The sequence below is a fragment of the Streptomyces sp. NPDC090021 genome, assembly GCF_044748225.1.
Lineage (GTDB): Bacteria > Actinomycetota > Actinomycetes > Streptomycetales > Streptomycetaceae > Streptomyces.
Window position 1 is genome coordinate 1 of the sequence record NZ_JBIVFO010000045.1, and the last position, 12,949, is coordinate 12,949.

Here is a 12,949-nt window from a genome sequence, read left to right on the forward strand (position 1 = left end):
ACAGACCCGGCGACGAAGGACGCATGTCATGACCCACCACGATCGCCGAGCCACCCACGACCTCGACGAAAGCAGCACCGAACAGCTCCGCCAGCGACTCGTCCCACTCGTCCGGCACAACGCCACGCACGTCATACGCCTTGACGATGTTCGAAAGGTCGGGCATTTCACTCCTCCATCGGGGTCAACGGGATGACCAGGACCGGCTGTGTCCGGGACGCTACCCGCCCCCTTCCCCGCCACGCCCCGTCCGCCCCCATCCCGTTGAGGCTTTGGCAGATCGCCGTCACCCCGGCGGGAGCGCACCCCTCTCCCGGTACCAGGGGGCCGCCCGGCCGAGGCGGTCCAGCGGGCCCGGCCCCGGCTCGATGCCGGCGAGCCGCCACGCCGCGTCCGCGCGGTACCAGTGGTCGCGCGCCAGCAGCGTGAACTGCCGCTCGCTCACCCACCCCGAGGTCCGGGCCAGGGCCTCCAGGCAGCGGGCCCAGGGCCAGTCCACCACCGGCCGCCGCGGCAGCACCCCGTGTCCGGCCAGCGCATCCATGAGGTCCCGGTTGCGGACCGGCTCCGGGTGGTGGGCGTGCAGGACGCCCTTCGCCGCGGCGGCGGCGCCGTCCCCCAGCGCGAACGCCACGACGAGCCGTGCCAGGTCGTCGACGTCGACGTAGGAGCCCGTCCCCGCTCCCCCGTCCCACCGCGCCGGTACGCGCCGGAACGCATCGGCGAGGGCCGGTACGACCCATCGGTCACCCCTGCCCACTACCAGTCCCGCACGCAGGACCAGGCCCTGCGCCCCGAGCACGGACGCCTCCCCCGACAGCCTGCTGCTGCTGGCCGGCGACACCGGGGCGGGCGTCAACTCCGCCTCGTCCGCGCCTCGGTGCGGACCCGCTCCGTAGACGGCGCAGGTGGACAGATGGACGATGCGCCGCACTCCGGCGCGTCGTGCCTCGGCCATCAGCGCCGCGGTCCCCACGGTGTTGACCGCCTCGCAGCGGCCGGCGTCCGGCCCGACGTAGGAGGCCAGCGAGAGCAGTACGTCGGCGCCTTCGCACACCCCGTGCAGCGAGGCCGGGTCGGCCAGGTCCGCGTCCACCCGCCGTCCGGCGCCGACGGCGTCGGGGGTCTGCGTACGGGACACCACCCGCGCCACGGCCCCCGGATCCTGTTCGGCCAGGCGGCGCAGCACTGCGGATCCGATGAAGCCCGTCGCTCCGGTCACGACGACCTGACGGCCGCTCAACCCTGCTGCTCCGGCTTCCGGTCCGCATCGGGCTGCGGCGGCTGCTCCGGCCCGGTCTGCGGCAGTGCCAGGCGCATGCCCTTGCGCGCGTCCTCGGTGGCGACGGCGGGCAGCAGGTAGCGCCAGAGCGAGGCGATGCGCTGGGGCAGGTCGACACGGCCGGTGGAGGCCTGGGAGAAGAGCTGGGCGCCGGTGAAGGAGCTGACCAGCACCCAGGCCAGCTCGTGGTCGTCGACGTCGGGCTGGAGCTCGCCCTTGGCGCGCGCGAAGCGCAGCTGCTGGCGGAACTCCAGGACCCAGGCCTGGTAGGCGACATCGTCGCGCAGGCCGAACTCGCCCTGTTCCACGGCCAGTCGTACGCCTGCGCGGAGCACCGGATTGTGCCGGAGCTGCTCGGCGAGGTAGAGCGTGATGTCCACCAGCCGCTGCAGGCCGTCCTCGCCCGCGGGGAACTCCAGGCCCTCGCCCTGCCCGACCATCACGGCGTAGGCGAGTTCCTCCTTCGAGCTGAAGTGGAAGTACATCCCACCCTGCGTGACGTCCGCCCGTTTCATGATCTTGCTGATGCTGGCTCCGCTGAAGCCGAACTCGTCGAAGACCTCCGCGGCGGCGCGCAAGATGGCCGCCTTGGTCTGAACTGCCCTGAGTTGAGGGGCTCGTTGCTGCTTCCGCTCTGACATGGGCACCTAATCCTTCTCGACAAAAAAAACGAACATCCTTTATTTTAGGACCCAGCGCCGAACAAGCACCAGCACCAGCTCATGTCCGACGTTCCAGGGGGGCTCAACCATGACTGTGTCTGCTACTCGCTCCACCTCGCCCGCAACCGCCGTACTCAGCAGCGCCTTACCGCGGGAGTACGTGCACAAGAGCGCGCACTCGGAAGTCCTGCTCACCGGATGGCGTTCCGTCGCTCCCGACGAGTACGTCGTCACCGCCCAGTGGCCCCGCGCCCACAGCTTCTACTCACCCGACGCGGGGCACCACGACCCGTTGCTCCTGGCCGAATCCGTCCGCCAGGCCATCCCGCTGCTCAGCCACGTGGCGTACGACGTGCCCTTCGGACACCGCCAGATCTGGGACACGTTCACCTACTCCACCAGCCCCGCCGCACTGGTGGTCGGTTCGAGACCGGCCGACATCATGCTCCACATCCGCTGCTCGGGCATCGCCCGCCGGGGCAGCAGGCTCGCCCGCCTGACGATGCACGTCACCGCCACCCGCGACGGGGAGTTCCTCGGCACCGCCGAGGCCGGCTTCACCAACCAGCCCGACGCCGTGTACCGGCGCCTGCGTGGCGGGAACGCCGACCTCGACCAGGTCACCGCCAGCGTCATCCCGCTCCCGCCGCCGATGACGCCCCGGCGGGTGTGCCGGGACCGCTTCCACGACGTGGTGCTCTCCCCCACGAGTTCCCTGCACCGCGCCCAGTTGCGGGCCGACATCAACCATCCGATCCTCTTCGACCACCCCGTCGACCACGCCCCGGGCATGCTGCTGCTGGAGGCCGTGCGCCAGGCCGCGTACGCCTCCGCGTTCCCCCGCCGGGGGGTCCTGACCGACATGGAGATGCAGTTCTTCCGCTATGCGGAACTGAACTCGCCCTGCTGGATCGAGACGACCGCGCTCCCCGACCACACGGCGTCGCCGGCCGGCCGCCGGCACCCGGTGCGGGTCGTGGCCCGGCAGAACGACGAGGACATCTTCACCGCCACGGCGACGATCACCACCACGGCGGCCGCGCCCCCGCGCGCGTTCTCCACGCCCTGACCTCACCCCGGGGCGGTCGGCACCGATCCCCCCACGCGTACGACGAAGCGCCTGCCCGGCTCTGCCGGGCAGGCGCCTTCCGTTGTCCCGTCAGACGTGACGTATCCATCGACGCCCACCCCCGCTCATGACGTCCCGCCGGCCGACGAATCGTCGTACGCGGACTCACCGAACGGGATGACGTCTCATGCCCGCACTCGGGGCGCTTGGGGAAGGTCCGCAAGGTGGAGCTGCGCCAGGAAGTGCTCGCGACCCCTGCGTCTGCTGGAACTGCCTTCGTAGAACGGCGCGTTGCGACGCACACAGCCGCTCCACCTGCCGGATGATTTTTCTGGGTGCGTCGCGGTCGCGCCCGTCCGCCGACCGCGACGCCCCGCCGCCCCCTGCCGACTGACCACCGACCAGAGGAACCCAGCACCGTGCCGCTGCCCGTGAACCGACGCCTCGCCCTGACCGCCGCCCTGCTCGCCGTGACCGCCGCGGTCGCCCCGGCGACCACCGCCCGCGCCGCCGGAACCACCCCCGACCTCGAAGCGCTCACCCAGGCGCTGCGCAACACCACGGCCGCCGGAGCGCCCGGCGCGATGGCCCGCTTCAGCGGCCCCGACGGGGTCAGCACACGGACCGTCGGCGTGCGCGACAGGACCACGGGCGCGGCCATGGACCCGAAGGCGCGCTTCCGGATCGGCAGCGTCAGCAAGACCTTCTCCTCCGTGGTCCTGCTCCAGCTGGTCGGCGAGAAGAAGATCGCCCTGGACAGCCCGGTCAACCGCTACCTGCCCGGCCTGCTGCCCGACGACCGGATCACCGTGCGCCACCTGCTGACCCACCGCAGCGGTCTCGCGGACTACACCGACGCCATGTTCGAGCAGACCGTCCCCGGCTTCGAGGCCGTGCGCAACCGCGTGTTCAGCTACCAGGAGCTGCTCGACCTCTCGCTGCGTGAGCCCAGGACGACCGAGCCGGGCGTGGCGTACAAGTACTCGAACACCAACTTCGTCGTCGTCGGCATGCTGATCGAGAAGGCCACCGGAAACCGGATGGGCAAGGAGTACGAGCGGCGCATCGTCAAGCCGCTGGGCCTGCGCGACACCATGTACGTCCACCCCGACACGAAGATCAGGGGACTGCACGCCCGCGGCTACCTCCACCCCGACGAGGCCGGTGCGCCGCTGGTCGACTCCACCGAGCAGACGGTGTCGTGGGCCCAGTCCGCCGGGGCGGTGATCTCCAGCCCGGCCGACCTGAACACCTTCACCTCGGCGCTGCTCGGGGGTCGGCTGCTGTCCCCGAAGCTGCTGGACGCCATGGTCACCGCCACCCCGACGGACACCACGAACACCCGCTTCTACGGTCTGGGCCTGCGCCGCTACGACCTCTCCTGCGGCACGTCGGTCTACGGGCACACAGGCACGGTGCAGGGCTTCTACACCTACGCCTTCTCCACGCGCGACGGCCGGCGCAGCCTCTCCGCGATGGCGAACACCTCGAACCGGGGTGCCGCCAACACGGCGCTCGGCGGCACCCTCGAAGCGGCGTTCTGCGGCCAGCGGACCGAGAAGAAGGGTGCCCGCGGGTTCGGCTTCGCCCCGGCCGAGGTGGACCTGCCCGAGCACAACGCGCGCTGACGCCCGCGCGGCCGGTGCCGCCCCGGCCCCTCAGCCGGTGCCCACCGCGTCGTCACAGGCGGGGCAGACCCGGTCCGCGTGGTCGGTGCCGTACCACGACGGGCCGGGCCGCCCCGCGGGCTGCCGCGGGGCGGCCCGCATCGCGAAGGTGTCCTTGCCGCAGAACGTCCGCGGGCCGGGGACACCGGGCATGCCGGGCGCCACGGGCGCCGCGTGCACGCGTACGACGGTCACCTCGCCGCCGTCCCCCTCGGTCCCGCCGGCGTGCGCCGCCGCCGGGTCCTCCACCTCGTACACCACGGCCATCGCGCTCATGCTCCGACGGTAGGCCGTCCCGGCGCCTCCGGCTGTCCGGGCGCGCCGGGCCGTCCCCTTCCGTACCCGATCCTGCCGGTACGCGGCCTGACGAATCATCAGGTCATTCGTCCCGGACTCTTGACTCCGTCGGCGCCAGTGGCGATTCTCGACCCACCGTTTGCGGGTTCATGACAAGTCAGCGTCTTCCGTGGCCGTCGCGACCCCGAACGGATCCGGCTCCTGCACCGCGCCATCCGCTGACCGAAGACGTGAGTGATGACCAATTCCCGGCACAAGAACCCCAGGCGCAGCCCGATCGCGGTCCTGTCCCTGCTCCTCGCCGTGGTGGCGATGGTGCTCGGCCCCGTGCCCAGCTCCGCCGCCGATGACCCCGGCTGGTGGAATCCGGTGGCGCGGCCCGCACCCGACTCCGAGATCAACGTCACCGGCGAACCCTTCAAGGGCACCGACGCCCAGGGCAGGGTCCGCGGTTTCGTCGACGCCCACGACCACCTGATGTCCAACGAGGGCTTCGGCGGGCGCCTCATCTGCGGCAAGCCCTTCTCCGACATGGGCGTGGCCGACGCGCTCAAGGACTGCCCCGAGCACTACCCCGACGGCACCCTGGCGATCTTCGACTTCATCACCAAGGGCGGCGACGGCAAGCACGACCCGAACGGCTGGCCCACCTTCAAGGACTGGCCCGCCCACGACTCGCTCACCCACCAGCAGAACTACTACGCCTGGGTCGAACGGGCCTGGCGCGGCGGCCAGCGCGTCCTCGTCAACGACCTCGTCACCAACGGCGTGATCTGCTCGGTCTACTTCTTCAAGGACCGCAGCTGCGACGAGATGACCGCCATCCGGCTCGAAGCGCAGAAGACGTACGACATGCAGGCCTTCATCGACAAGATGTACGGCGGCCCCGGAAAGGGCTGGTTCCGCATCGTCACCGACTCCGCCCAGGCCCGTGAGGTCATCAAGCAGGGCAAGCTGGCGGTCGTCCTCGGAGTCGAGACCTCCGAACCGTTCGGGTGCAAGCAGATCCTGGACTTCGCGCAGTGCAGCAAGGAGGACATCGACCGGGGCCTCGACGAACTGCACCGGCTGGGCGTGCGCAGCATGTTCCTCTGCCACAAGTTCGACAACGCCCTGTGCGGTGTCCGCTTCGACCAGGGCGCGCTCGGCACCGCGATCAACGTCGGCCAGTTCCTGTCGACCGGGACCTTCTGGAAGACGGAGAAGTGCACCGGCCCGCAGCACGACAACCCCATCGGGCTCGCGGCCGCTCCCGCGGCGCAGAAGGAACTCCCGGCGGGCGTGACCGTGCCCTCGTACGCGGCGGACGCGCAGTGCAACACCCGCGGTCTGACCGACCTCGGCGAGTACGCCGTGCGCGGGATGATGAAACGCAAGATGATGCTGGAGATCGACCACATGAGCGTCAAGGCCGCCGGGCGGGCCTTCGACATCCTGGAGTCCGAGTCCTACCCGGGCGTCATCTCCTCGCACAGCTGGATGGACGACAACTGGACCGAGCGGCTCTACAAGCTCGGCGGGTTCGTCGCCCAGTACATGGGCGGAGCCGAGGGCTTCAGCGCCGAGGCGAAGGCCAAGAACGCCCTGCGTGACAAGTACGACGTCGGCTACGGCTACGGCTCCGACATGAACGGCGTCGGCGGCTGGCCGGGCCCCCGGGGCGCCGACACCCCGAACCCGGTGCGCTACCCGTTCCGCAGCACCGACGGCGGCTCCGTCATCGACAAGCAGACCACCGGACAGCGCACCTGGGACCTCAACACCGACGGCGCCTCGCACTACGGCCTGGTCCCGGACTGGATCGAGGACCTCCGGATCGTCGGCGGCCAGGACGTGGTCGACGACCTCTTCCGCGGCGCCGAGTCCTACCTCACCACCTGGGGTTCGTCCGAGAAGCACAAGGCCGGGGTGAACCTCGCCGCGGGCGCGTCCGCCACGGCCAGCTCCTCCGAGTGGAACCCGTTCACCAGCTACGCCCCGTCCCGGGCCGTGGACGGGAACACGGGCACCCGCTGGGCGAGCGACTGGAGCGACGACCAGTGGATCCGGATCGACCTCGGCGCCGCGAACCTGGTCAAGCGCGTCACCCTCGACTGGGAGCGGGCGCACGGGCGGGCCTACCGCATCGAACTGTCGGACGACGGCACGAACTGGCAGTCCGTATGGTCCACCACCACCGGTGACGGCGGTCTGGACACGGCACTGTTCACCGGTACCACCGCCCGCTACGTACGCGTCCACGGGGTCCAGCGCGGCACCAAGTGGGGCTACTCGCTCCACGAGGTCGGCGTCTACAGCAGCTGACACCGCCCACGCCCCCGCGGCCGGGGCCGGCCGGATCCGCCGATCCGGCCGGCCCCGGCCGCCTTTGCCCGACAGCACGGCACCGCACGGAACGAAGGGAACGAACGCCCATGGCACGGATGCCGTCGGCCGAGCGACGCCGGCAGCTGACCGAGGCGGCGATCCGCGTGATGGCCCGCGACGGCGTCGGCAGGGCGACGACACGCTCGATCTGCGCCGAGGCGGGCGTGTCCCTGAGCGTCTTCCACTACTGCTTCGACTCCAAGCAGGCCCTGCTCGAATCCGTGATCGTGGCGATCACCGAGCACGGCATCGCCGTGGCGAGGGAGGCCATCCGGCCCAGGGCCACCCTCCGGGAGACCATCCGGGCCGGTTTCCAGGCGTACTGGGACCATGTGGCCGCCAACCCGGGCGAGCACATGCTCACCTACGAACTCACGCAGTACGCCCTGCGCCGGCCCGGGTTCGAGCACCTCGCGCGACGCCAGTACGAGCTGTACTGCGACACCTACACCGAGCTCATCGAGCAGCTCCGCCGGCTCATGCCCTTCGAACTGCGGGTACCGGTGCACGTACTGGCCCGCTACCTGGCCGCCATGACGGACGGGCTCACCCTCAACCACCTCGTGCTCGGCGACGCCGCGGTCTCGGCGGCCATCCTCGACATGATCACCGACCATGTCGCGGGGCTCACCGAGACCGCGGACGGGCCAGGTGACGGGACCGGTGACGGGGACCGGCCGCACTCGCCGGATTACGCCCGTCGCCCGCTCTCCGCCTGACGGGCTCCGCGGGTATCAGGCGGCGCCGGACCCGTCGGCGCCCACCTCGGCGCGAACCAGGCGGGCCGCCTCGACCAGGTTCTCCAGGGAGGCCCGGGTCTCGGGCCAGGCCCGGGTCTTCAGACCGCAGTCGGGATTGACCCACAGCCGTTCGGCCGGGATGGCCCCCAGACCCTTGCGCAGCAGCGCCGAGGCCTCCTCCACCGAGGGGATCCGCGGCGAGTGGATGTCCCACACGCCCGGACCGACCTCGCGCGGATACCCGGCGCCGGACAGTTCGTCGGCGACCTGCATGTGCGACCGGGCGGCCTCCAGGCTGATGACGTCGGCGTCGAGGTCGCCAATGGCCTCGACGATGTCGCCGAACTCGGCGTAGCACATGTGCGTGTGGATCTGGGTGTCCGGCCGGACGCCCGAGGTGGTGAGCCGGAAGGACTCGGTGGCCCAGGCGAGGTAGGCCGCGTGGTCGGCTCCGCGCAGCGGGAGGGTCTCCCGCAGGGCCGGCTCGTCCACCTGGATGACGGAGGTTCCGGCGGCCTCCAGGTCGTTCACCTCGTCGCGCAGGGCCAGCGCGACCTGCCGGGCGGTGTCCGCGAGCGGCTGGTCGTCGCGCACGAAGGACCAGGCGAGCATGGTGACCGGCCCGGTGAGCATGCCCTTGACCGGCTTGGTCGTCTGCGTCTGCGCGTACGTGGTCCAGCGGACGGTCATCGGGTCGGGGCGGGAGATGTCGCCGGCCAGGACGGGCGGGCGGACGTAGCGGGTGCCGTAGGACTGGACCCAGCCGTGCTGCGTGGCGAGGTAGCCGATGAGCTGCTCGGCGAAGTACTGCACCATGTCGCCCCGTTCGGGCTCGCCGTGCACCAGTACGTCGATGCCTGCCTTCTCCTGGAAGGCCAGCACCGCCCGGATCTCCGCCCTGATGCGGTCCTCGTAGCCGGCGGTGTCGGTGCGGCCGGCCCGCAGGTCGGCGCGGGCCGTGCGCAGTTCGGTGGTCTGCGGGAACGATCCGATGGTCGTCGTGGGCAGCAGCGGCAGGCCGAGGCGGGCGCGCTGGGCGGTCACCCGCTCCGCGTAGGGCCGGGAGCGGCGGCCGTCGGCGTCGGTGACGGCCGCAGCCCGGGCCCGGACGGCGGGGTCACGGGTGACGGAGGAGGTGGCGCGGGAGGCCAGGTCGGCCCGGTTGGCGGCGAGTTCGGCCGCGATGGCGTCCGTGCCGCGGGCGAGCCCGCGGGCGAGCGTGGCGATCTCTACGGTCTTCTGGCGGGCGAAGGCGAGCCAGCGCCTGACCTGCGGGTCGATGTCCCGCTCGGCGGAGGCGTCCAGCGGCACGTGGAGGAGCGAGCAGGAGGCGGCCACGTCGACGCTGTCGGCCAGGCCGAGGAGGGTACCGAGCGTGGCGAGGGACTTCTCCAGGTCGTTGATCCAGACGTTGCGGCCGCCCACGACGCCGGCGACCAGGCGCTTGCCGGGCAGGCCGCCGACGGCGGCGAGGTCGTCGAGGTTCGCGGCGGCCGCGCCGGTGAAGTCCAGGGCGAGCCCGTCCACGGGGGCCTTGGCGAGCACGGCCAGGGCCTCGCCGAGCCGGTCGAAGTAAGTGGCCACGAGCAGCTTCGGCCGGTCGGCCGCGGCGCCGAGCCCGCGGTACGCGCGGGCGGCGGCGTTCAGCTCGGCCGGGGTGCGGTCCTGCACCAGGGCGGGCTCGTCCAGCTGTACCCACTCGGCTCCGGCCGCACGCAGGTCGGCGAGGACGCGCGCGTACACGGGGAGCAGGCGGTCGAGGAGGGCGAGGGGGTCGAAACCGGCCGCCACACCGGGGGCGGGCTTGGCCAGCAGCAGGTACGTCACCGGCCCGACCAGGACCGGGCGGGCGGTGTGGCCGAGCGCGCGGGCCTCCTCGAACTGCGCGACCTGCTGGGAGGAGTCCGCGGTGAAGACGGTGTCGGGGCCCAGTTCCGGCACCAGGTAGTGGTAGTTGGTGTCGAACCACTTGGTCATTTCGAGCGGGGCCACCTCCTGGGTGCCGCGCGCCATGGCGAAATAGCCGTCCAGCGCGTCCGCGTCGACGGCGGCGCGGTGGCGGGCGGGGACGGCGCCGACCATGACGCTGGTGTCCAGTACGTGGTCGTAGTACGAGAAGTCACCGGTGGGCACCTCGGTGATGCCGGCGTCGGCCAGTTGCCGCCAGTTCGTCCGGCGCAGGTCCCGGGCCGTCTCGCGGAGTGCGTCGGCGCCGACCCGGCCCTTCCAGTAGCCCTCGACGGCCTTCTTCAGTTCCCGGTTCTGCCCCTGCCGGGGATAGCCGTACACGGTGGCCGCACCGGCCCGTCCGGCGGTGGCGGAAGTCTTGCTGGTCACGGAACTCTCCTTCGCGAGCTGTCTCCTGTGGACCCCGGCGGGGGTCGCGAGCGCGAAGGGATGACGAACAGGACGGACCACGACCGGTTTGCGGGAGGACGTACGTACCCGTACGCGCCCGCGGTCGCCCGCCTGATGTGTCGCCGACCCGCCCACGAGGTCACCGGGATGTCCGCGCACGACGGGGCGCACGCGGGCAACGGGCAGGTCTTCGGACTCGCGGGCACGCCTGCCGGTCTCCCGGCGGGCACCTACTGGCCGTCGCTTCCCAGGACCGTTGTCCGGTCCCAGTGCGTATGACGGCGGTCGTTCCCGCTCACCGCTGCGGGGCAGTCCCGGATTCCCACCGGGTTCCCTCTTACGACGCATCCCGCCTGGCGGACGGGGCGAACCAGCTGCACCGGCCAGAGTAGATGCCCTTCCCCGGCAGTGGGTACGGTTGTCCAGCATCCGGAAGCCGTGATGAGACGCGCAGGTGCCGAGGCGGTCCGCGGCAGCCACCCGCCGCCCACCGTGGGTGGGTTACCCGTACGCGATGCCGTGCGGATCATCCGCCGGTGGTGCGGCGGATCACCGACGGGAAGGCCGACGTGCCGGTGGCCCTGCCCGCCGACGAGGAGAATTGGGCCGACACGGAAACGACGTCCCGCGGGTGAGCACGCGGGAGCACGGGGAGCCGGAACCCGCCGGGGCCGCGGCCGTGGCGCCTGGACACCGAAGAGACCGGGTGGGCCCGGTCCGACGACGGTCCCGTGAGCCGATCCGGCCCGGAGGCGCCGGACGGGCGCCTCCGGGCCGGGTGTCAGTGGCGGTGCAGCAGGGTCGTGAGGACCTTGTAGAGGACCGACTCCGGGTCCGCCACGGCCGCCGTCGAGCGCCAGGCAACAAAACCGTCCGGGCGGACGAGGACCGCTCCGGCCTCGGTGGTGCCGTGCGCCTCGGCCCAGTCGCCGCCGTCCTCCGGGATCAGGTCGGCCTCCGGGCCGGTGCCGATCGCGTAGGCGTCCAGGCGTACGTTCATCCGCTTGGCGACCGAGCCGGCCGCTCCGCTCCACGGGGTGCCCTCGGAGCAGAGCAGCACGAAGGACCGCTCGTAGAGGTCGAGGGTGGACCTCCGCTCCCCCGCCGCCGGTTCGCGGAGCCACAGGTGCGGGGCGCGCGTGCCCGGGTCACCGCAGAGCCGCATCCGTTCGGGCACGACCGGCAGCTCCGGGTCGGCCCCCACGACCGCGCCCTGGCCGTACCCGTACCCCATGGCCACGGCGAGGACGCCGTTCTGCGGCCCGCCGCGCGCCGGTGCGGCGGCGGCGGACTCGTGGTCCGGCTCGTACCCCGGGTGGCTGTGCTCGGCGGAACGGGCTGAGGCCCGCTCGCTCGTCGCCCGCGCCACCGGGAGCCGCTCGGCCTCGTAGGTCTCCAGCAGCCCCGGGCCCGCGGCGCCGCCCAGCACGGCGGCGATCTTCCAGGCGAGGTTGTGCGCGTCCTGGATGCCGGTGTTGGAGCCGAACGCCCCGGTGGGCGACATCTCGTGGGCGGAGTCCCCGGCGAGGAAGACCCGGCCGGCCGCGTACCGCTGGGCGACGCGCTCGGCGGCGTGCCACGGTGCCTTCCCGGTGATCTCCACGTCCAGGTCGGGTGCGCCGACGGCCCGTCGGATGTGCTCGACGCAGCGTTCGTCGGTGAAGTCCTCCAGCGTCTCGCCCCGGTCGGGGTGCCACGGCGCGTGGAAGACCCACCGCTCGCGGTTGTCGACGGGCAGCAGAGCGCCGTCGGCGTCGGGCTTGGTCAGGTAGCAGACGATGAAGCGCCGGTCGCCGATCACGTCCGCGAGCATGCGGGACCGGAAGGTGACGCTGACGTTGTGGAACAGGTCGCCGGGGCCGCTCTGGCCGATCCGGAGCTGTTCGCGGACGGGGCTGCGTGGCCCGTCGGCGGCGACCAGATAGTCGGCGCGCACCGTGCTGCGCTCCCCGGTCTCCCGGTTCTTCACGAGCGCGGTGACGCCGCTCTCGTCCTGTTCGAAGGAGAGCAGCTCGGTGGAGAACCGCAGGTCCGCCCCGAGCGTCGGGGTCACGGACATCAGGACCGGCTCAATGTCGTTCTGGCTGCACAGGCACCAGGTGGAAGGGCTGAACCGGGCCAGTGCGCCACCGGGGTCGATCTGTTCGAACAGCCACTCCTGGTCGTCGCCGGTCAGCGAGCCGCCCTGCAGGATGCCGTGGTTGTCCGCCAGGACCGAGGCGGCCTCGCGGATCCGCTCCTCGACCCGGGCGACCCGGAACAGTTCCATCGTGCGTACGTTGATACCGCGTCCACGCGGGTGCAGCGAGGTTCCCGCGTGCTTCTCGACCAGCATGTGCGTGATGCCATGACGGCCGAGGAACAGCGAGGTGCACAGGCCCACCAGCGAGCCGCCCACGATGAGGACCGGGACGCGGTGGTCGACGTTTTCCTTCATGGCTCTTCCATGCCCTGTGCGAGGTGGGTTCGCTCGCTCGTTCACCCGCTTGGTTCTCTCATCTCGCGCC

Annotated in this window: 9 protein-coding genes, 1 pseudogene and 1 riboswitch; of the genes and pseudogenes, 4 read left to right on the forward strand and 6 right to left on the reverse strand. The window is 71.7% G+C overall.

All coding sequences use genetic code 11. From position 1 onward, the window contains the following. The 3 genes and pseudogenes from manB to ACIPXC_RS29135 form a co-directional block, all read right to left on the reverse strand. Window positions 1–166 (reverse strand): annotated as a pseudogene (gene manB / locus ACIPXC_RS29125) (phosphomannomutase/phosphoglucomutase); the annotation flags it as partial. Window positions 167–286: 120 nt separating this feature from the next. After that, the gene (locus tag ACIPXC_RS29130; protein WP_401624034.1) at window positions 287–1,243 is read right to left on the reverse strand and encodes an NAD-dependent epimerase/dehydratase family protein; all 957 of its coding nucleotides are present in this window, start codon (window positions 1,241–1,243) and stop codon (window positions 287–289) included. Next, a complete protein-coding gene (locus ACIPXC_RS29135; protein ID WP_401624036.1) occupies window positions 1,240–1,923 on the reverse strand; it encodes a ScbR family autoregulator-binding transcription factor in 684 nt (227 codons plus the stop codon). Before ACIPXC_RS29135 ends, ACIPXC_RS29130 begins: the two co-directional genes overlap by 4 nt. 109 nt (window positions 1,924–2,032) lie before the next feature. On the opposite strand from ACIPXC_RS29135, the gene ACIPXC_RS29140 reads away from it, so the two are divergent. Further along, a complete protein-coding gene (locus tag ACIPXC_RS29140) occupies window positions 2,033–3,013 on the forward strand; it encodes a ScbA/BarX family gamma-butyrolactone biosynthesis protein (protein ID WP_401624038.1) in 981 nt (326 codons plus the stop codon). Between the two features lie 419 nt (window positions 3,014–3,432). After that, on the forward strand, window positions 3,433–4,641 hold the full coding sequence (locus tag ACIPXC_RS29145) for a serine hydrolase domain-containing protein (protein ID WP_401624040.1): 1,209 nt from the start codon (window positions 3,433–3,435) through the stop codon (window positions 4,639–4,641). Between the two features lie 30 nt (window positions 4,642–4,671). Here the strand turns inward: ACIPXC_RS29145 and ACIPXC_RS29150 are convergent, their stop codons facing one another. Beyond that, window positions 4,672–4,956: a hypothetical protein gene (locus ACIPXC_RS29150; protein ID WP_401624042.1), complete on the reverse strand. Its 285-nt coding sequence runs from the start codon at window positions 4,954–4,956 to the stop codon at window positions 4,672–4,674. A 258-nt stretch (window positions 4,957–5,214) separates the two neighbouring features. Between ACIPXC_RS29150 and ACIPXC_RS29155 the strand changes: the two genes are divergently transcribed. Together ACIPXC_RS29155 and ACIPXC_RS29160 are read left to right on the forward strand one after the other, a co-directional pair. Then, the gene (locus ACIPXC_RS29155) at window positions 5,215–7,281 is read left to right on the forward strand and encodes a discoidin domain-containing protein (protein ID WP_401624044.1); all 2,067 of its coding nucleotides are present in this window, start codon (window positions 5,215–5,217) and stop codon (window positions 7,279–7,281) included. Between the two features lie 110 nt (window positions 7,282–7,391). Further along, window positions 7,392–8,063 (forward strand): TetR/AcrR family transcriptional regulator, encoded by a 672-nt coding sequence (locus ACIPXC_RS29160; RefSeq protein WP_401624046.1) that lies wholly within the window; start codon window positions 7,392–7,394, stop codon window positions 8,061–8,063. A 15-nt stretch (window positions 8,064–8,078) separates the two neighbouring features. Here the strand turns inward: ACIPXC_RS29160 and metE are convergent, their stop codons facing one another. Together metE and ACIPXC_RS29170 are read right to left on the reverse strand one after the other, a co-directional pair. Beyond that, window positions 8,079–10,421, reverse strand: a complete 2,343-nt coding sequence (metE, locus tag ACIPXC_RS29165; protein ID WP_401624048.1) for a 5-methyltetrahydropteroyltriglutamate--homocysteine S-methyltransferase — start codon at window positions 10,419–10,421, stop codon at window positions 8,079–8,081. A gap of 184 nt (window positions 10,422–10,605) precedes the next feature. Next, window positions 10,606–10,832: riboswitch (cobalamin riboswitch) on the reverse strand. A gap of 391 nt (window positions 10,833–11,223) precedes the next feature. After that, window positions 11,224–12,879, reverse strand: a complete 1,656-nt coding sequence (locus ACIPXC_RS29170; protein WP_401624050.1) for an FAD-dependent oxidoreductase — start codon at window positions 12,877–12,879, stop codon at window positions 11,224–11,226. Window positions 12,880–12,949 lie beyond the last annotated feature (70 nt).

Bases quoted from the DNA above. Each gene is read 5' to 3' on its own strand.
- ACIPXC_RS29135 (WP_401624036.1), bottom strand. From the start codon at position 1,923: ATGTCAGAGCGGAAGCAGCAACGAGCCCCTCAACTCAGGGCAGTTCAG.
- ACIPXC_RS29140 (WP_401624038.1), top strand. From the start codon at position 2,033: ATGACTGTGTCTGCTACTCGCTCCACCTCGCCCGCAACCGCCGTACTC.
- ACIPXC_RS29150 (WP_401624042.1), bottom strand. From the start codon at position 4,956: ATGAGCGCGATGGCCGTGGTGTACGAGGTGGAGGACCCGGCGGCGGCG.
- ACIPXC_RS29155 (WP_401624044.1), top strand. From the start codon at position 5,215: ATGACCAATTCCCGGCACAAGAACCCCAGGCGCAGCCCGATCGCGGTC.
- ACIPXC_RS29160 (WP_401624046.1), top strand. From the start codon at position 7,392: ATGGCACGGATGCCGTCGGCCGAGCGACGCCGGCAGCTGACCGAGGCG.
- ACIPXC_RS29170 (WP_401624050.1), bottom strand. From the start codon at position 12,879: ATGAAGGAAAACGTCGACCACCGCGTCCCGGTCCTCATCGTGGGCGGC.